General features: G+C 75.9%; 16 protein-coding genes and 1 pseudogene. 5 read left to right on the forward strand and 12 right to left on the reverse strand.

Features of this window, described 5'->3' with window-relative positions; translation table 11 throughout:
• Positions 1-37: 37 nt before the first annotated feature.
• Positions 38-592 carry a DM13 domain-containing protein gene (locus KSNIM_RS10740; RefSeq protein ID WP_263103013.1) on the reverse strand — a complete coding sequence of 185 codons (555 nt, stop codon included), beginning with the start codon at positions 590-592 and terminating at the stop codon, positions 38-40.
• 125 nt (positions 593-717) lie between these two features.
• A complete protein-coding gene (locus tag KSNIM_RS10745) occupies positions 718-1,647 on the reverse strand; it encodes a GNAT family N-acetyltransferase (protein ID WP_263103014.1) in 930 nt (309 codons plus the stop codon).
• A 146-nt stretch (positions 1,648-1,793) separates the two neighbouring features.
• On the opposite strand from KSNIM_RS10745, the gene KSNIM_RS39415 reads away from it, so the two are divergent.
• Both KSNIM_RS39415 and KSNIM_RS10750 read left to right on the forward strand, forming a co-directional pair.
• Entirely contained in the window at positions 1,794-2,564 is a 771-nt protein-coding gene (locus KSNIM_RS39415; RefSeq protein WP_411543689.1) for a hypothetical protein, read from the forward strand.
• Positions 2,565-2,626: 62 nt separating this feature from the next.
• Positions 2,627-4,432 carry a serine/threonine-protein kinase gene (locus KSNIM_RS10750; protein WP_263103015.1) on the forward strand — a complete coding sequence of 602 codons (1,806 nt, stop codon included), beginning with the start codon at positions 2,627-2,629 and terminating at the stop codon, positions 4,430-4,432.
• A gap of 29 nt (positions 4,433-4,461) precedes the next feature.
• Here the strand turns inward: KSNIM_RS10750 and KSNIM_RS10755 are convergent, their stop codons facing one another.
• The 7 genes from KSNIM_RS10755 to KSNIM_RS10785 form a co-directional block, all read right to left on the reverse strand.
• Positions 4,462-5,283: a hypothetical protein gene (locus KSNIM_RS10755; protein WP_263103016.1), complete on the reverse strand. Its 822-nt coding sequence runs from the start codon at positions 5,281-5,283 to the stop codon at positions 4,462-4,464.
• Complete coding sequence (locus tag KSNIM_RS10760) at positions 5,276-6,031, reverse strand: ABC transporter permease (RefSeq protein ID WP_263103017.1); 756 nt, start codon at positions 6,029-6,031, stop codon at positions 5,276-5,278. Before KSNIM_RS10760 ends, KSNIM_RS10755 begins: the two co-directional genes overlap by 8 nt.
• Positions 6,028-6,960 carry an ABC transporter ATP-binding protein gene (locus KSNIM_RS10765; RefSeq protein ID WP_263103018.1) on the reverse strand — a complete coding sequence of 311 codons (933 nt, stop codon included), beginning with the start codon at positions 6,958-6,960 and terminating at the stop codon, positions 6,028-6,030. The genes KSNIM_RS10760 and KSNIM_RS10765 overlap by 4 nt, the downstream gene beginning before the upstream one ends.
• A 12-nt stretch (positions 6,961-6,972) precedes the next feature.
• On the reverse strand, positions 6,973-8,115 hold the full coding sequence (locus tag KSNIM_RS10770; RefSeq protein WP_263103019.1) for a nucleotidyltransferase family protein: 1,143 nt from the start codon (positions 8,113-8,115) through the stop codon (positions 6,973-6,975).
• Positions 8,116-8,234: 119 nt separating this feature from the next.
• Positions 8,235-9,074 (reverse strand): hypothetical protein, encoded by an 840-nt coding sequence (locus KSNIM_RS10775; RefSeq protein WP_263103020.1) that lies wholly within the window; start codon positions 9,072-9,074, stop codon positions 8,235-8,237.
• Positions 9,071-10,291: a M16 family metallopeptidase gene (locus tag KSNIM_RS10780; RefSeq protein WP_263103021.1), complete on the reverse strand. Its 1,221-nt coding sequence runs from the start codon at positions 10,289-10,291 to the stop codon at positions 9,071-9,073. Before KSNIM_RS10780 ends, KSNIM_RS10775 begins: the two co-directional genes overlap by 4 nt.
• A 332-nt stretch (positions 10,292-10,623) precedes the next feature.
• Positions 10,624-10,767 (reverse strand): hypothetical protein, encoded by a 144-nt coding sequence (locus KSNIM_RS10785; RefSeq protein ID WP_263103022.1) that lies wholly within the window; start codon positions 10,765-10,767, stop codon positions 10,624-10,626.
• Positions 10,768-10,876: 109 nt separating this feature from the next.
• Here KSNIM_RS10785 and KSNIM_RS10790 point away from each other — a divergent pair, with 109 nt between their 5' ends.
• From KSNIM_RS10790 to KSNIM_RS10800, 3 genes are read left to right on the forward strand one after another with little or no spacing between them, the layout of a single operon-like run.
• Positions 10,877-12,640, forward strand: a complete 1,764-nt coding sequence (locus tag KSNIM_RS10790; RefSeq protein ID WP_263103023.1) for a hypothetical protein — start codon at positions 10,877-10,879, stop codon at positions 12,638-12,640.
• A complete protein-coding gene (locus tag KSNIM_RS10795; RefSeq protein ID WP_263103024.1) occupies positions 12,625-13,923 on the forward strand; it encodes a YcaO-like family protein in 1,299 nt (432 codons plus the stop codon). The genes KSNIM_RS10790 and KSNIM_RS10795 overlap by 16 nt, the downstream gene beginning before the upstream one ends.
• Positions 13,920-15,077, forward strand: coding sequence for a TfuA-like protein (locus tag KSNIM_RS10800; RefSeq protein WP_263103025.1), 1,158 nt, complete (start codon positions 13,920-13,922; stop codon positions 15,075-15,077). The genes KSNIM_RS10795 and KSNIM_RS10800 overlap by 4 nt, the downstream gene beginning before the upstream one ends.
• Positions 15,078-15,145: 68 nt before the next feature.
• On the opposite strand, the gene KSNIM_RS10805 is transcribed toward KSNIM_RS10800, so the two are convergent.
• The 3 genes and pseudogenes from KSNIM_RS10805 to KSNIM_RS10815 form a co-directional block, all read right to left on the reverse strand.
• The gene (locus KSNIM_RS10805; RefSeq protein ID WP_263103026.1) at positions 15,146-16,858 is read right to left on the reverse strand and encodes a proline--tRNA ligase; all 1,713 of its coding nucleotides are present in this window, start codon (positions 16,856-16,858) and stop codon (positions 15,146-15,148) included.
• 228 nt (positions 16,859-17,086) lie between these two features.
• Positions 17,087-17,875 (reverse strand): HpcH/HpaI aldolase family protein, encoded by a 789-nt coding sequence (locus tag KSNIM_RS10810; RefSeq protein WP_263103027.1) that lies wholly within the window; start codon positions 17,873-17,875, stop codon positions 17,087-17,089.
• Positions 17,872-18,197, reverse strand: a pseudogene (locus KSNIM_RS10815) (hypothetical protein); the annotation flags it as partial. The pseudogene KSNIM_RS10815 and the gene KSNIM_RS10810, both read right to left, overlap by 4 nt.

Consider the following 18,197-nt stretch of genomic DNA (forward strand, 5'->3'; position numbering starts at 1 on the left):
CGGCGGCCCAGGCTCCGCGCCCCGGGTCGGTGCGTGCTCAGACCCGGGCGAGGTCGGCGGCGCCGAAGCCGACCGAGAAGCGGTGGCACCAGATCACCGCGCTGCGGACCCGCGCCAGATCGGTGCCGGCCGGCACGGTGTAGTTCTGGTTGCCGATGTTGCCCTTGAGCCGGTCGAGTTCGACGGCGTCCTCGCCGAGCAAGTCCAGGCGCGACTGCGCCGCGGGCAGGGCCGACAGGTACACCCGGACGTCCGGGCCCTCCGAGGTCCGCAGGCCCTCCAGCCGCAGCACCACCCCGCCGTCGGCCAGCCGCACCAGCCGGGCCGTCCCGCTGGTGGGGTGCTCCCCGGAGACGAACCCGCCCCGCGCCAGGTCCACCGGGACCGCCGGGGCGGCGGCGGGCGACGCGGCCGGCCTCGCGGGAGCCGCTGCGGGCGCGGACGGCAGCGCCTCGTCGACCGACGTACTGGTGAACGCCTTCCACGGCGCGAACAGGTACAGCCCGAACCCGCCGACGAGCAGCACCAGCACCGCGAGCGGGACGGTCACCCGCCGGGCGGGCCTGCGGCGCAGCGGTGCACGGAACTTCACGGTCTCCCCCGGGGGTGCGTCGGACAGCGGCGGACTCCAGAGGTACCGCCCCGGCCGCGCGCCGCGCCACACCTGCGGCCCGGCGGTAAGAACCCCGTAACCTGCCGCCCGGCCCGCAGCCGGGTTCAGTCCTGCGGTGGCGGCCCGCCGGTGCCCTCCGTCAGATCCTTCACGAAGGTCGTCGCACTGCGCCGCACCGTCATGCCCACCCGCTCGTACAGGCCGAGCGCACCGGTGCCCGAATGCGTCCACAGCGTGCAGGAGCGCCGGCCCGCCCGGTGGAACGCCAGGAAGGCGTGCCGCAGCAGCACCCGCGCGATCCCGCGGTTGCGGTGGTCGGCGTGCACCGCGACCCGCTCGATGTAGCCGTCCTCGGTGTCGGGGAGGTCCAGCGAGAGGACGGCGCCCACCACCCGGCCGTCCACGAACGCCAGCGGCGACATCCCCGGGGCGAAGGTCGGCCGCTCCACGGTGTGCCGCGCCCACTCCTCGTACGCCTTGCGGCGCGGCTGCCACTCGGCGAATGCGTCCTCGGTCAGCCGGTGCACGGCCGGCCCGTCGCCCGGCCGGAACGGCCGTACGGTGACGCCGTCCGGGGGCTCCGGCAGCCCCGGCTCCTCCGGCATCGCGAACTCCAGCAGCCAGGCCCGCACCAGCGGCCCGTAGCCGCGCGAGCGGACCAGGGCCACGCCCCCGGCGTCGCCGTCCGGGACGGTCTGCACGATCCGCGGCGTCCCCGTCTGCCGGGCCCGCGCCTCGGCCCAGTCCAGCAGCGCCGCGCCCAGGCCCCGTCCGCGGTGCTCCGGATGCACGTCCACCTCCGACCGCCGGTCGACCCAGGCCCGTGCGGCCGGCCGCCCCTGCGTGTCGTGCACCAGCAGTGTGTCCGCCGCCAACTCCATCCCCGGGCGCGCCAGATCCGCCTCGATCCCGCCCCGGTCGATCTCCACGCACCCGTACAGCTCGCGCTCGCACGCCGCCACCAGCCCGAGGATGACCGGCACGTCCTCGACGCGCGCCGCCCGCCCCCTGTACCCCGCCGGCAACTCAGGCACCACACCCGTCATTGGCCCACACTCCCGCCCAGCAGTCCCTCCGGTCCCGGCCCGGCACCGCGTCAGTCTCCGCCACCCCCGTACCCACGGCAACGGATTACCCGGAGCCCACCGCACCCCCGCACCTGCCCGCCTGGGCTCCGCCCATGCACAAGGGCGTCAGCACGTCGAAGCAGGCGGTGGCGGACCGGTTGGACGCGGCCGGTTCGCGCCAGGCCGGTTGCCGCGCCCCCACACGTACGGCACGACCAGCGCCTCCGCCCGCCGTCCAGCGGCGATCCGATGGCCCCCGGACCTGCGCACGGCTGACCGGTACCTCGCCGGGATCCTCGCGCATCCGGGGATGCGCGAGGCGCTGGCCGGGGCCGCGGCGGGCACTGACCTCCGAGGGTGCGGTCGCGGCCTACCGGCGGCCGGACGGCGCGGTGCCGGGGCTGGGACGCGCATTCTTCACCACGTTCCTCCATTTCGCCGGGCTCGCCCGGGAGGGCGCCGTCCCGGGCCCGCTGCCGCTGGTCCTGGACTCCCGGGTGGCGGCGGCGCGGCGCGCCCTTGCGCTGCCCGCCGGCCTGGCCGCCGGGGCACCGGGGACCGCGGCCGTCGCCCCGGTGGACGCGGTCGACCGACCGCTGGACGCCGCACCGCCACCGCGTCCACCTGGACCGGATGCACACCGCCACCGCGTCCACCTGGACCGGATGCACACCGCCGCCGCGCACATGGCCCCCGGCTGTCCGGACCGGCCCGCCGGGCGGTCGGGCCTCCTCGGACCCGCGCTGTTCAGGGCGCCCGGCGGGCCTCACCCTCCCGAGCCGCGGGCCCCGACGTTCACACCGCGCGCGCAGCTCCTCCACGGGTGTCACCGGGCAGCGGCCGGAGGGGGCACCGGGTGCGGCCCGGGAGCCGGGTGGCGCTAGGTTCTTGACCGGTCGTCCGATCAGCCGGGCGGTCGTTCAGCCCGGGACGAAGGGACGTTGGCGTGCAGGGACAGCTGCTGGGTGAGCGCTACGAACTGCTGGAGCGGCTGGACCCGACGGGGTCGGCCGAGCGGTGGCGGGCGTACGACCGGCAGCTCGGCGTGCCGGTGGAAGCGGCCGTCCTGGCGGGGCCAGGCACCGCGCCGGAGGAGACCGCCCGGCTCGCGGAGGCCGCCCGGGCCGCGGCCGAACGGCCCGAGCACCCGCACCTGGTGACGGTGCTGGACGCGGGTACCGATCCGGCGAGCGGCACCGTGTACGCCGTCCTGGAGCAGGTCGACGGCCGCACCCTGGAGGACGTCCTGGCCGCCGACGGCGTGCCCGGCACCGCCCGCGCCGCCGAGTGGACCCGGCAGATCTGCGCGGGCCTCGCCGCCTCGCACACGGCGGGCGCCGTCCACCGGGACCTCCGGCCGGCCCACCTGCTGCTCACCGCGGACGGCACGGTCAGACTGCCGGGCCTGGCGGTCGACGCGCCGCCCGGGGCCGGGCAGCCGGGCATCGGTCCGGCGGGTGCCCTGGCCGCCGTGCCGTGGATGTCACCGGAGTTGGTGCGCGGCGCCGAGCAGGTCGACGCCCGCAGCGACCTCTACGCGGTGGGCTGCCTGCTGTACCAACTGCTGACCGGCAAGCCGCCGTTCGCGCACCGTGAGCCGACCGTGCAGTTCGGCGCCCACCTGCGGGAGGCCCCGGCGCCGCCGAGCCGCCGCGGCCCTGGCGTAACGCCCGGGCTGGACCAGCTGGTGCTGCGGCTGCTCGCCAAGGCACCGGAGGAGCGGCCGGTGAGCGCCGACGAGGTGCTCGCCGAACTCGACGCGCTCGCACCGGAGATCGCGGCCGTGGGCGGCGGACCGGCGGGGCCCGCCGCCACCGGGGCCCACGAGCCCACGGCGCACCCCGTCGCCGGGTTCCCGGCCGGGGCCTCCTTCGCCCCCGCCGCACAGCCGCCCGCACCGGTGCTGTCGGACTTCGACACCTGGGAGGAGGAGCGCCGGACGTCCTGGTGGCAGGGCTCCGCGGGCCGCCGGGCGGGTCTGGTGGCGGGCAGTGCCGCGCTGGCCCTGGCACTGGTCTCGGGGATCACCTGGGCGGTGAGCTCGCAGGGCGGCGCCGGGGACGGCGGACCCAAGGCGGCAGGCACCTCCGCGAAGGCCGTGCCGACGTACGGCGATGCCGGCTCCGCCGGGGACGCGCCCGTGGAGAACACCACCGGGACGGGTCCGTCGGCGGCGGCACCCGGCTCGGCCGCGGCGTCGGCGGCCGCGGGCACGAGCGGCACGCCCGGCGCCGCGCCCGGTGCGCCGGCGGACCCGAGCGGCAGCCAGCCCGGTGCGACGACAGCCCCGGGCACCGCCCCCGCCACCCCGGGGACGCCGACCACCGCAGGCCCGACCAAGGTGCCGCCCTCCCCGGCGACCTCAGCCGGGACGTACGGCTGCAGCGGCGGCCTGGTCGGCAGCTACCCGGTGACCACCGCGTCGGGCGTGGTGTTCGGCTACTTCTACATCTGGTTCGACTCCGCGAGCGGCAAGAACTGCGCCGCCACGATCAAGACGGTCAACAGCGGCTACGGCACGGCCTCCGCGGTGAGCGCGAGCATCAGCCGGTGCTCCCAGACCACGGCGGCGGCGAGTTGCAGCCAGGTCGCCGGCACCACCGCCACCGACCAGGGCAACTTCGCCAAGTACGCCGGCCCGGTGCGGGTCAGCGCGGTGAAGACCTGCATCAACGGCTCCGGCAGCATCACCTGGGCCGGGCAGAGCGCCACCACCCGTTCGCTCGGCAACCGCGCCGTGCACTGCGGCTGACGCCGCCCGAACGAGGACACCGACCGGCGTCAGTGCAGCACCAGGGTGCCGGTGCGGACGGCCCGGCGCAGCGCCCGACCGAGGGTGAGGTGCGCCGCGACGCCCCAGAGCAGGGCCACCGCCGCCTCCGCCAGCAGCGGCCCGTACGAGAACGGGGCACCCGCGGCCAGGTCGCGCATCAGCGCCAGGCCGTGTGTGATCGGCAGGACGGCCGCCAGCCGTGCGGGCAGGCCGTCCTGCGGCACGGGTGTGGTGATGCCGCAGAGCAGCAGGTAGCCGATGGTCGTCCCGGCGGTCAGGTACATCCGGCACTCGGGGTGGCGCAGGGCGATCCCGGCGAGCGTCAGCGCCAGGCAGTAACTGCCGAGGGAGACCAGGAGGTTGACGGCGAGAACGGCGGGCAGTGCGGTCAGCTGCAGGGGCACCGGCAGCAGCAGCGGCACGACGGCGAGGGCGACGGACGAGGTGAGCATGCCGTCCAGCACCCAGTGCAGGCCGCGGGAGGCCAGCACCAGGAAGGGGTCCGCCCGGGTGACGAGCAGGAACTCCAGGGTGCCGGAACGCCGTTCGCCGACGGTCGAGGAGACCACGCCGAGGGCGGCGAGCGGGCCGAGGGCGGCCGCGTTGCCGAAGGCGATCTCGCCGGTGGCCTGCGCGGAGCCCAGCAGGGTGCCGAGAGTGGCGAAGAACAGCACCTGGCAGAGCAGGCGGACGAGCCAGCCGCCCGCCCAGGAACGCCAGGTGAACATCGCCCGGTAGTCCTGGTGGCTGCTGATCAGCCCGTGGCCGAACTGGCGCAGCGCGGTCGACAGCACGGCCCGCAGCCCGGCGGGGGTGCGGCGGTCAGGCATGGAGGGCCACCTCTCCGGTGCGGACGGACGCCAGGACCCGGCGCAGCACGAGCAGTCCGAGCAGCAGGTGGACGGCGACGAGGGCGGCGAGCAGGGCGACCCGCGGGCCGGCGCCGTCCGCGGTGCCGGCGGCGGCGTCGCGCAGCAATTGGGCGCCGTGGGCGAGGAAGAAACACCGGGCGACGGCACGGACCGGCGCCGGCAGCACGCCGATCGGCACGATCAGGCCGGCGAGCAGGTAGAACGGGTAGGTGAGGGCGTTCTGCAGCGCCCGCGCCCCGCGGACGAGGATCATCACGCCGCTGATCAGCAGGGCGGTCGCGGCCACCCCGAGTGCGGTCAGCGCGGCAACCAGGAGGCACAGCCCGGGCTCGGCGATCCGCACGGGCAGGCCGAACCCGAGCCGTCCGATCAGCAGCACCTCGGCGAGCACGGGCAGGCCGAGCGCGGTGGTGGTGCCGACCCGGACGGCCAGCGCGGCGAGGTAGCGGCCGGGGGTCAGCAGCGAGGGCTCCAGGGTGCCTTCGCGGCGGTCGGTGTCCACGGTCTCGGCCGCGACGAAGACGGCGTGCGACCACAGGCTCATCAGGAAGGCGGTGAGCGCGACGGTGGTGGCCGCCGACTCCCGGTGGTGGTGGACGAGCGCGGTGAAGAACACCAGGGAGTAGAGCGGGATGACGGCGAGCGTGGCGAGCAGGTCCGGCGAGCGGGCGATCAGGACGGCCTGCATCCGGGCGGCGGCGATCAAACGACGAACTCCCGGTCCTCGATGACGGATCGGTACACCTCGGTGAGGCCGGGCGCGGCGACCGAGATCTCCTCCGCGCGGGCCTCGACGAGCACGGCGAGCACCCGGGTGAGCGTCTCGGCGTCGGCCGGGCGGACGGTGACCGCGCCGCCCGGCCCGCGCTCCACCTCGGTGCCGGGCAGCCCCGCGAGCACCTCGGCGGCGCCCGCCGGGACGCCGGTGGCGGTGACGGTGCGCCGGGCGGAGACCTCGGCGAGCAGGGTGTCGGCCGCTCCCTGCCGGAGGATCGTGCCGTGGTCGATCAGGGCGAGATGGGAGCAGAGCGCCTGTGCCTCGTGCATGTCGTGCGTGGTGAGCAGGACGGTCGTACCGGCGTCCCGCAGTTCGCGGACGAGGGTGCGGAATCCGGCCGCCGAGTGCGGGTCCATGCCGTTGGTGGGCTCGTCCATGATCAGCACCTCGGGGTCGCCGAGCAGCGCCCGGGCGAGGTGGACGCGCTGCACCATCCCGCGGGAGAACGTCTCCACCCGGTCGCCGGCGCGGGCGGCGAGCCCGAGGCGTTCCAGGAGTCCGTCGGTGCGGCGGGCGGCGGTGCGGGCGTCAAGGCCCTGCAGGGCCGCCCAGTACGACAGGTTCTGACGCGCGGTCAGTCTGCCGTAGAGGCCGCGGTCGCCGCCGAGCACGAGGCCGATCCGGCGGCGCACCTCGCGCGGCCGCCGGACGACGTCGTGGCCGGCCACCCGCGCCGTTCCCGAGGTCGGCAGCAGCAGGGTGGTGAGGATCCGCGACAGCGTGGTCTTGCCGGCCCCGTTGGGCCCGAGCAGGCCGAGCACCTCGCCGCGTCCGACGGTGAGGGTGACGCCCTCGAGGGCGGTGACCCGGCGCCCGCGCCGGGCGGTGAACGTCCGGCCGAGCCGGTCGGTCTCCACGACGGCCACGGTTCACCGCCCCGCAGTGCCGGCCGCGGCGGGCCAGGGGCCGAGCCGGTCGAGTTCGTCGAGCGCCCGGGCGTGGCTGGCGGGGTCGACGAGTTCGCCGGTCACCATCAGGAAGTCGGCGACCGGGGTGCGCGAGATCAGCCCGCCGTCGAAGCGGTGGTGCGCGGCGGCGCGGGGGACACCGTCGCGCAGCGCGGTCAGCTGCAGGCCGTGGATGGTGCGGCCGGCGGCGAGCCGTTCCTCGGCTCCCCCGGAGAGTTCGGCTCCCCCGGCGGGGCCGGTGGGCGCCGGAAGGGCGGCGCGGCGGTGCAGTTCGGCCTCGGCGGGCTCGCGCAGCGCGGCTGTCAGCGCGGCCGGGACGGTCTCCGCGAGCCCGGGCCGTCCGGCGGTGAGCTCGCAGAGTTCGAGCAGCTCCGGCGCGAGGCAGTGGGCGGCGGCGACGTCCGCGAGCGGACCGGGCGCGGGCGCCAGCGGTGACGTGAGGACGAGCGCCAGGTCGACGGAGTCCCGGACGGTGAACGGGCGCTGGAACCGCTCCTCGGCGAGGGCGAGCAGGTCGGCGTGGACCTGGTCGGCGGGCAGTGCGGCGCGCACCGGGACCTTGCCGGGCTCGCCGGCGAAGGCGAAGGTGGCGACCTCCACCTCGGCCTCGTGGTCCAGCAGCGGGTCCTCGCCGTACCACCAGAGGCCGACGAAGCGGTGGTCGACGGCGCCCTCGCGGAGTTCGGTGTACACCGCCCCCTCGAAGGCCTGCCGGCCACCGAGCAGGGCGACGGCCTGCCAGAGCGCGGCCTCGTCGGGAACCACCAGGTCGAGGTCGCCGGGCGGCCGCAGCAGGCCGTCCGGGTAGTGCCGGGCCAGCGAGGGCCCCTTCATCACCCGCAGGCCCTCGACCGTCCCGGCGAGCGCGACGAGCTCGCGGTAGTGCGCGGCGCGGCGGAGCATCCGGTCGAGCTCGCCGCGCGAGCCGGTGCCCATCGGCACGCCGTCCCGGGCCGCGAGCGAGAGGACGAGCGGGGCGAGGACGCCGCGGACCCGGCGGGAAGCGGCGAGCAGCGGCCGGACGCCGTCCTCGGGGTCGGTGCCGAGCAGCTCGTGGAGGAGCTGCAGGGTGAGCGGGAAGTCGGACTGCGGGTCGGCGGTCAAGGCGTCTCCAGGGGCGGTCGGCACGGACAGGTGACCGGGTCGGGCAACCCACAGGGGCGCGTGGGGGTACCTCCCGGCCGAAGGCTCAGAGGTACCCCCACGCGTCCCTGAGCAGGTCCCTAGCGGCGGTCGGCTCGGCGGTAGGCGTAGGACTCCTGCCAGCCCTGGCGGCGCAGTGCGGCCACCACGGCGGCGCCCGGGTCGGCGGGGAGATCCGGTCCGGTGCGGTGGTGGCAGACGTGGCCGACCAGCGGCAGTCCGTGCCGCGCCGCCTCGGCGGCCGCGACGGCCACCAGGGCGGGCTGGGCCGCCGGGATGCGGGCGGGCTCCTCGATCAGGATGTCCACCAGGTCGACGAACGGGGTGCCACTGGCGTCGTCGACGGCGTCGGTGACGGCGGTGGCGTGGCCGATCGGGCGGTCGTGGCCGTCGGCCCGGACGAGCCAGGTCCGCCGGGCGGGCGTGTGCAGGATCTCCTCGACCGCGGCGCGGACGGCCTCCTCGGCGACCGCCGTGCCGAGGTCGGCCTGGGCGCCGGAGACCGCGGTCGCCAGCCAGCCGCGGACGAGGTCCCGGTGTTCCCCGCGGTCCTCGGTGATCCGGACGGTGGGTGCCGCGGCCCGGGCGGCGGCCAGGGCGGCGGCGTCCGGGGTGAGGTGGAGGTAGCTGATCAGGGGTTGCAGCCGCGGGTCGGCCGGGGTGCCGGCGGGGATGCGCAGCACGGCGGCGGTGCAGTCGGGGTGACGCTCGAACAGTTCGGCGAGCAGGCGGCCGGGATCGGCGAGCAGCGCCGGATCGGCGTGTTCGACGAGGCACTGCGCCTCACCGGTGAGCGGGTCGGTGTACGGCCCGGCGACCACCGGCAGACCGTCGAGGCGGTGCAGCAGGCCGGCGTCCTCCGCGGCCGCCAGATATTCGGGACCGACGGCGAACAGGCCCTGGCCGGAAGCGGTGTTCACGCCGCCTCCGGACGGACGACGGCGACCAGGCCCTCGGCCAGCTCCCGCGCCGCGGCGGCGACGTCGGCACCGCTCACCCGGCGCAGGGCGGCGATCTCCTCGTCCGGGTCGAGGTCCGTCCCGGTGAGGGCGCGGCGTTCGGCGAGGGTGACGGCCCGGTCCAGCGGGGACTCGGCGGTGAGCACCGCCTCCACCACCGCCTGGTGGACGGCGGCCTCGACCGCCTCCTGCCCGGCCCGGCCGTCCGCGGCCTGCGCGAGCACCTCGCGGAAGGCGTCGAGCACCTTCGGGGCGTTCCCGGGCTCCGCGCCGGCGAGCATCCGCCAGGCGCCGGTGTCGCGGTAGCTGCGCGACCAGGAGCGGAAGGAGTAGGCGAGGCCCTCCTCGTTGCGCAGCCGCGCGTACAGCAGGGAGGCGGGGCTGGCGCCGAGCAGGTGCGCGAGGACGGTGGCGGCGTGCCGGCGGGGATCGGTGGCGTGCGGGGCACGGCCGCCGGCCAGCAGCCAGCAGAACTCCTCGGGCCAGGCGTCGACCTGCCCGGGCCGGACGGGTCCTGGGCGGTCGGGTCCGTCCGGGTCGGGCGGGGCGACGGCGGGCAGGTCGCGCAGGCCGCCCGCGTCCAGGGCGGCGGCGACCCGGTCGGCCGGGAGGCCGCCGACCACGGCGACGGCGAGCGGCGCCGTGGCGAGTGCGCTGCGGTGCGCGGCGCGGAGGTCCTCGGTGCCGATCCGCTCGACGCTCGCGGGCCGGCCGCCGACCGGCGAGGCCAGCGGATGCCCCTCGAACAGCCGCGCCAGGAAGGCGTCCTGGACGGTGTCGGCGGGGTCGGCAGCGGCGGCGGCCAGCTCCTGCAGGACGACCCGGCGCTCGGCGTCGAGCGCCGCCCCGGTGAGCTCGGGACGCAGCAGGGCCCGGCAGACCAGCTCGGCGACGCGCTCGGCGTCCTGGTCGAGCACCTGGGCGTGGATCAGCAGGGAGTCGGGCCCGGTCGCGGCGTTGCAGGTGCCGCCGAGGCGCTCGATGTGCTCGCACAGCGGGACGCCGTCCGCGAGCGGGACGGACATCACCAGGTGTTCCAGGAGGTGGGCCGTGCCGGCGGCCTCCGCGGGGTCGTGCCGGGCGCCGTGGCCGAGGGCGACGGCGAGGCTGGTGGTGCGCAGGTGCGGCTGGTGCTCGACCAGGACGGGGACGCCGCCGGTCCAGGGGGTTTCGATCACGGTGCATCCCGTCGTGGGCGGGGGGCGCCGCGCACCGCGGCGCCGCCGGGGGCGGTGCGGGCCGGGGTGCCCGGGCGGCTGTGCGCCCGGGTCACCCCGGCCGGCGACGGCATTACTTGCCGGCGCGAACGTTGACCTTGTCCAGACGCGGACGCAGGCCGACCTTGTGGTTGCGAACCATGGTGTTTTCCTCCTCTCCCACATGAGGCAGTCGTCGGGTCATCGCACGGATCTCCCGTCCGCCGCGCTTTCTCGGCGGCGGCGAGAGAACATAACCATGACCATCACTCAGGAGTCAATAAACTCAGTCAAGGCGATGGCCGCGGGGCGCCCTACCAGGGCGTGATGACACCCTCGAGGATGGAGTCCTTCACGGCAGCCAGCTGCTCGAAACACTCCTGAGCTGCGCTTTCGTCCACCTCGACCGATCCGTCGGCAGCCTCGACCGACCCGGATCCCTGCACGTCCACTGTCATGACCCTCCTTGCGCAAGCCCTCACGATCACCGGAGGGCACGGTCGGCACACTCGATGGAGCGCACCCTTGAACCGATACTGACAGAACAACATGACTGTGATAGTCAATTTGACTGTGACTGTGTCAATATCAACGGGGCCGACCGCCTCGGGGCTCGTCCTCGGCCACGCCGGGGCCGCCGGGGCCGCCCGCGCGCACGCGGCCGCGCTCGGCCGCCCCTTCCGGCCGACCGCCTCCCGGCAGGAACTCGTCGAGGCCGTCGCGGCCGCCGCCGGCACGCCGGCCTTCGTGCTGGCGCCGGAGGCCGAGCTCGACCTCGGCCTCACCGGCGAACTCGCCGAGACCGGACGCGCCCACGCCGTCCGCCTGGGCGTCCTGCCGCTGCCGCCCGACCCCGCGGCCGCCGCCCGCCTGCTCGACCGGTCCGCACGGGCCGCCGGGGCCGGGCCGCGGCATCCCCACCGCACCCTGCACTACTGCGACTTCCGCCGCGAGCCCGTCCCCGGCCCGCGGCACTCCTACGGCTCCGACTCCTCGGACGAATTCATCGCCCGGCTCGTCGAGGGCGCCGAGGCCGTCGTCCTGCACGGCCACGGCAACGGCGCGGACTTCCGGGTCGGCCGGCACGTGCTCTGCCTGCAGGCCGACCTGCTCCGCCCAGCACCCGGCCACCCCGGCGAGCAGTACCTGCCCTGCCAGGGCGGCGGCCCCTGCCGGCTGGAGCACAAGACCGGCTTCCGCGCGTTCCACGGCGCCGGCGCCGTCCGCAGCAGGCTGCTGGTGCTGCTCTCCTGCTCCGCGTGGCAGCCCTCCGGCGGACTGCTGGGCCCGCGCTTCCAGCTCGCCCGGCGGTTGCTGGACGGCCCGCACCTGGCCGGCTTCGTCGCCTCCACCCGGATCAACCACGGCACGCCGCAACTGGGTGCCGCCGTGGAGCGACTGCTCGACACCGGCGCCCCGCTCGGAGAGGTCGCACTGCGGATCAACCTGCTCGCCGGCGAGGGCCTCGCCTCGTACGTCTGCGTGGGCGACCCGGAGCTCCGCATCCCGGCGGGCGCCGCCACCACGAAGGCTCCCGCGGCCGGCACCCGAACCGCGGCGCGCGGCACCGCCCGCCCGGCCCCCGTCCCGGCCGCGCCCTCGGTCGCAGTCGCGGTCGCGGACACACCGGGGCCGGACGACCCGCGTGCCGCCCGGCGGCTGGTGCAGTCCCGGATCGTCCGCCGCGCCGTGGCCGCGGGCGACCGCCCGGCGGCCGACCTCGCCCTCGCCGACCGCCTCGCCGACGCCGCCCTCCAGTCCGCCCCGGACGGCGAACTCGACCACCTGCTCTGCAAGTTCCTCGGCGCCACGCTCGCCCGCCGCGGCCCCGACGTGCACGACTACCTCAGCGGCTCGGTCGGCTACAGCCCCGAGGAGCCCACCGGTCTGCGGCACCACTGCGGCCACCGCCTGCTGCGGCTGCGGATCGTGCCGCGCGATCTGCCGGCCGGCGCCCTGGCCCTGTACGTCTGCGAGCGCTGCGGCTCCGCACACACCCTGCCGCCCGGCGGCGAGCCGCCGCGCGCCGTCCTCGGCCCGGACACGCTCACCCTGCACCTGCCCCGACCGCTCACCGCCGGCGGCCGGTACACCGCGGCCCGGCAGCCGATCGGCGGCCACCCCGAACCCGCCCTGCCGGTCGCCGAACTGGCCGCCGGAGCCCGGGAGGTCACCGTGCCGCTGCCGCGGGACGGCGCCCCCGGGCTGCGCCGGATCGCCGTCGCGCTGGTCGCCGACGGCGAGTTCTCCGTCCACCAACTCCCGCTCACCGAAGACCGATCCACCCGCACCGCACCACGAAAGGCAGGCCGGCCGTGCTGGACGCCCTGACGACCCGCTGGGACAAGGACCACCGAGACGGCACCCACCGCTCCCGGGCCCCCGCGGACACCCTCGCCGACTACGGCGGACGGATGGCCCGGATGGGCATCACCCGGCTGGCCAACATGACCGGCCTGGACTGGCTCGGCATCCCGGTCTACAACGCCATCCGGCCCAACTCCCGCTCACTGTCCGTCTCCCAGGGCAAGGGCGCGACGCACGACGCCGCCCGGGTGTCCGCCCTGATGGAGTCGATCGAGTACTGGCACGCCGAGTTCTTCGAGGGCGCGCTGCGCCACGAGTCGTACCGCGAACTCGCCCGCCACAAGTCCGTCCTGGACATCGCGCGGCTGCCGCTGCGCGGCGGCCTCGACACCGTCGGCGAGGGCTCCCGGGAGACCCCGGCCCGCGCCGAACTCCGCACCGATCTGCCGATGCTGTGGACGGAGGGCTTCGACCTGCTCGCCGCGGCACCGCTGTGGCTGCCGTACGACAACGTCCGGCTGAACAAGGTGGGCATCGACTACGCGGCGACCACGTTCCGGGTCAGCTCCAACGGCCTGGCCTCCGGCAACAACCTGGTCGAGGCCGTCATCCACGGCATCTGCGAACTCGTCGAACGCGATGCGCTCACCATGTGGTGGCAGGGCGTCCGCACGGCCGCCGACATCGCACGGACCAAGCTCGACCTCGGCTCGGTCACCGACCCGGTCTGCCGCGGGCTGCTGGACGCGTTCGAGGAGGGCGGCATCGAGGTGGCCGTCTGGGACGTCACCTGCGACACCGGCATCCCCACCTACCAGTGCTGCGTGGTGGAGCGCGCCGACCGCGTCGCCTGGCGGTCCTTCGGCGCCTGCTGGGGCTACGGCACCCACACCTCCCCCCAGGTCGCCCTCTCCCGCGCGCTGACCGAGGCCGCGCAGAGCCGGATCACCGTCATCGCGGCCAGCCGGGACGAGAACTTCCGCACCATGTACAAGGCGCAGAACGACGCGCGGACCCTCGCCCGCACCCGCGAGGTGTTCTTCGCGGCCCCCGGCACCCTGCCCTTCGACACCGGCCGCGGCATCGACCACCCCACCCTCAACGAGGACCTGCGCGCCGTGCTCGACCGGCTCGCCGCGGCCGGCATCGAGAACGTCGTCGCCGTCGACCTCACCAAGCCGGAGATCGGCATCCCCACCGCGAAGGTCGTCGTCCCCGACCTCGAGTTCTACTCCCTGTTCATCGGCTACACGCCGGGCCGCCGGGCCCGGCGGCGGCTGCTCGGAGCCCAGGAGGCCACCCGGTGACCGTCCACGTCTTCCTCGGCCCCAGCCTGCCCGTGGAGCAGGCCCGCGCCGTCCTCGACGCGCACTACCACCCGCCGGTCAGCTGCGGCGACGTCACCGAGCTGGTGCTCGACCGGGAGCAGCCGAAGGCGATCGTCCTGGTGGACGGCCTCTTCGAGCAGGTGCCGACGGTCTGGCACAAGGAGATCCTCTTCGCCCTGGAGCGGGGCGTACGGGTCTTCGGCGCCGCCAGCATGGGCGCCCTGCGCGCCGCCGAGCTCGCCGCCTTCGGGATGGAGGGCGTCGGCGGCATCTATGAACGCTTCGCCTCCGGCGAGTACCAGGACGACGACGAGGTCACCATCGTGCACGCCCCGGCCGAGGACGGGTACCTGCCGCTCTCCGAGGCGATGGCCAACCTCCGCCACGGCCTGGCGGCCGCGCTGGCCGACGGCGTGGTCAGCGCCGCGACCCACGACCTGATGGTGGACGCCGCCAAGCGGCGCTTCTACCCCGACCGCTCCTGGGGCCGGCTGTACGCCGACGCGAAGGCGCTCGGCGTACCAGAGGAGGAGACGGCGGCGCTGCGCGCCCACGTCCGGCAGCACCGGCCGGACGCCAAGCGCGCGGACGCACTCGCCGTGCTGCGGCACGTCGCCGGCCTGCTCGACGCGGGCCTGGAGCCGCCGGTCGTCGACTTCGCGCTGGAACCCACCTACTACTGGGAGAAGCTGCTCACGGTCGTCCGGCAGCAGCGCGCCGAACGCGAGCTGCACGAGCGGCTCGGCGCCGAGCCCTCGGAGGTCTACCGGCACCTCGCGGAGCAGCGGCCGGACGTGCTGCGGGCCGCGCTCTGCGACGTGCTCGCCGGACAGGAGTCCGCCCGGCTCGGCCTGCTCGTCCCCGAGGAGCGGACCGCCCACCACCGGACGGTGCTCGACGGCACCGCCGTGCCGGAGGCCCTGCGCCACGGCCTCGCCGTCCGCGAGGCCACCGCCGAGGCACTGACCGGACGGCTGCGCGCCTCGCTCGCCGGACCGGTGCTCGCGCGCCTCGAACAGGACCGCCTCACCGGGCCGGTGGCCGCCGAACTCGCGGCCCCGGACGCCACGGTCGCCACGGGGGCCGACACCTCGGCGCAGCGTGTGCCGCTGCCCGCAGGCCGCCGCGAGTGACCTGCCCCGGCAACGGGACTGCCCCCGGCACCGTGCGGTGCCGGGGGCAGTCGGGTACTGCGGCAGGGTCAGCCGCGGCGGGCGGCGGCGACCAGGCCGGCCACATGGCCGACCGCGTCCGCCACCGGCACCTGCACGGTCTCGCCGGAGGCACGGTCGACGACCTCGACCACGCCCTCCTTCAGCCCGCGCGGGCCGACGGTGATCCGGTACGGGATGCCGACCAGCTCGCAATCGGCGAACTTCACGCCCGGGCGCTCGTCCCGGTCGTCGAGGACGGTGTCCACGCCGGCCGCGCGCAGGTCCCCGTAGAGGCCCTCGACGACCTTGGTGGTGTCCTCGTCCGCCTTGCCGATCGGCACGATCACGACCTCGAACGGCGCGACCGAGACCGGCCAGACGATGCCCTTCTCGTCGTGGTGCGCCTCGACCACCGCGGCGATCGCGCGCTCGACGCCGATGCCGTAGCTGCCCATGATCGGCTTGATGCGCTCGCCGTCCGGGCCGAGCACGGTGATGTCCAGCGCGTCGGTGTACTTGTAGCCCAGCTTGAAGATGTGGCCGACCTCGACGGTGCGGACCACCTGCAGCGGCTCGCCGCAGGTCGCGCAGGGCTCGCCGGCGGAGATCTCGCGGAAGTCCGCCCAGCCGGTGGCGGTGATGTCCCGGGCGACGTCGACGCCGCTCAGGTGGACGCCGTCCCGGTTGGCGCCGGTGGTCATCGCGCGGCGGCCGCGCAGCGCCTCGTCCACCCAGACGGCGAGGCCCTCGACGCCGACGGCGCCCAGGCTGCCCGGGGCGGCGCCGAGCGCCTCCTTGATCTCCTCGGGGGTCGCCGGACGCACGGCTCGGGCCGCGGTGGCGTCGAGGAGCTTCTGCTCGACCAGGGCGTGGTCGCCGCGCATCAGCACCAGGGTGAGGGCACCGTCCACCACGTAGACCAGGGTCTTGATCTGGCGGTCGGCGGGCACGCCGTGCTTGGTCGCCAGCTCCTCGATGGTGCGCGCGTCCGGGGTGTCGAAGGGCTCGGGGGCGGCAGGGCCCTCCGGGTCCTCGACGGCCGGCAGGGCGGCGGCGGCCTTCTCCATGTTGGCGGCGTAGCGGCAGGCGGCACAGTGCACGACCAGGTCCTCGCCGGCCTCGGTCGGCGACATGAACTCGACCGAGGCGGAGCCGCCCATGGCGCCGCTGGAGGCCTGCACCGGGATCGCGGGCACGCCGAGGCGGGCGAAGATCCGGGTGTACGCCTCGTGGTGCAGGTCGAAGGAGCGGTCCAGCCCGGCCTGGTCGAGGTCGAAGCTGTACGAGTCCTTCATGGTGAACTCGCGCACCCGCAGCAGGCCGGACTTCGGCCGCGGCTCGTCGCGGAACTTGGTCTGGAACTGGTACCACATCTGCGGCAGCTGCCGGTACGAGGCGAGCTCGTCGGCGAGGGTGGTGAAGATCTCCTCGTGCGTCATGCCGAGGGCGATGTCGGCGCCCTTGCGGTCCTTGACGCGGAACATCTCGTCGCCCATGACCTCCCATCGGCCGGACTTCTGCCAGATCTCGGCCGGGTGCATCGCCGGGAGCAGCCACTCCTGCGAGCCGATCCGGTCCATCTCCTCGCGCACGATCCCGACGACCTTCGACCGCACCCGGACGGCCAGCGGCAGCAGCGAGTAGTGGCCGGCCATCAGCTGGCGGACGAACCCGGCGCGGACCAGCAGCCGGTGGCTCGCCGCGTCGGCGTCGGCCGGGTCCTCGCGCAGCGTCGGGGTGTACATCTGGGACCAGCGCATATCTGTCAGTCTTTCCTGTCTGGGTGTCAGAACTGTCCGGTGGAAGGCGCCGTGGCACCCGGGCCGGCGTCCGTCCTCCGCCCCGGCGGTGCGCGGGGCCGGGCCCGGACACCCGCCGGCCGGCTGCCGCGGCACCGGTGCGGCCGAGGTGAACGCTACTGGATCCGGCAGGCGGGGTGGGCGCGGACGGCCGGGAGGCACCCGTCCGGTCGGGCGCCGCGCAGCCCGTCAGACAAGCCCGAGGGCCGACCCCAGGGCCTCCCGCAGCAGCGCCAGCTCGTTGCCGACCGCGATCAGGTCGAAGCCCTCGGCGGCGTACTGCCGGGCCTGCTCCGGCCCGCCGGCGAAGATCCCGGCGAGCCGGCCGTGCCGGCGGGCCGCGGCGAGGACGGCCGCCCGGGCCCGCTCCATCTCCGGCCCGTTCACCACGCCGGGCTGGCCGAGCGAGCAGGCCAGGTCGCCGGTGCCGACGAAGAGGCCGTCGACGCCCGGCACCGCCGCGATGGCATCCGCGGCGGCCACCGCCTCCGGCGACTCGATCTGCACCAGGCAGGTGGTGCGCTTCGCCGCGTCCGCCAGGTAGCCGGGCAGGTCGTGGAACCAGCCGGAGGCACGCGCCGGGTTGACGCCCCGGCTGCCGAACGGCGGGTAGCGGCAGGCGGCGGCTGCGGCCTGCGCCTCCTGCACGGTGTCGACCTTGGGCACCATGACGCCGGCCGCGCCGAGGTCCAGCGCGTGCTCGATGTGGTGCCGGTGCAGGTACGGGACGCGGACGAGCGGCGCGCAGGAGGAGCCGGTGAGCGCCTGCAGCATCGGCAGCAGGTCGCCCTTGGACATCGGCGAGGCCTCCAGGTCGAGCACGGCGAAGTCCAGCGGCAGGGTGCCGCAGAGCTCGGCCACCATGCTGCTGCCGCTGAGCAGGAAGAGCCCGAGCGAGGGCCCGTCCGGGCCGGTGCGGCGGGCGAGCGGCGGCCAGCCGTCGAACAGCGGATGGTGGCGGGTCTTCGGTCCGGTCACGACGGGGTCCTCCGGGTCGGGTCGGCGGGTCGGTGCTGCGGGCGGGCCGCCAGGGCGGAAAGCTCCGCCCAGAGCGCGGCGGGCACGGTGAAGGCGTCCGGGGTGCCGGCGGGCCCGGCCGGGGCGCGGCCGGGCAGCCGGGCGGCGGGACGCCCGGGGGCGGTCGGGACGGCCCGCAGATGCGCCTCCAGCCGGGCCGCCTCCCGGCCGACGGCCGCCGCGGAGCGGCCCAGTGCGTCCACCGGGAAGGCCGCGAACAGGCCGCCGTTGCCCGCGCCCCGGGGCCTCGCGGCGTGGCCGGCCCCGGCGACCGCGCCGGCCA

Source organism: Kitasatospora sp. DSM 101779 (assembly GCF_025655475.1).
In the GTDB taxonomy this organism is placed as follows: Bacteria; Actinomycetota; Actinomycetes; order Streptomycetales; family Streptomycetaceae; genus Kitasatospora.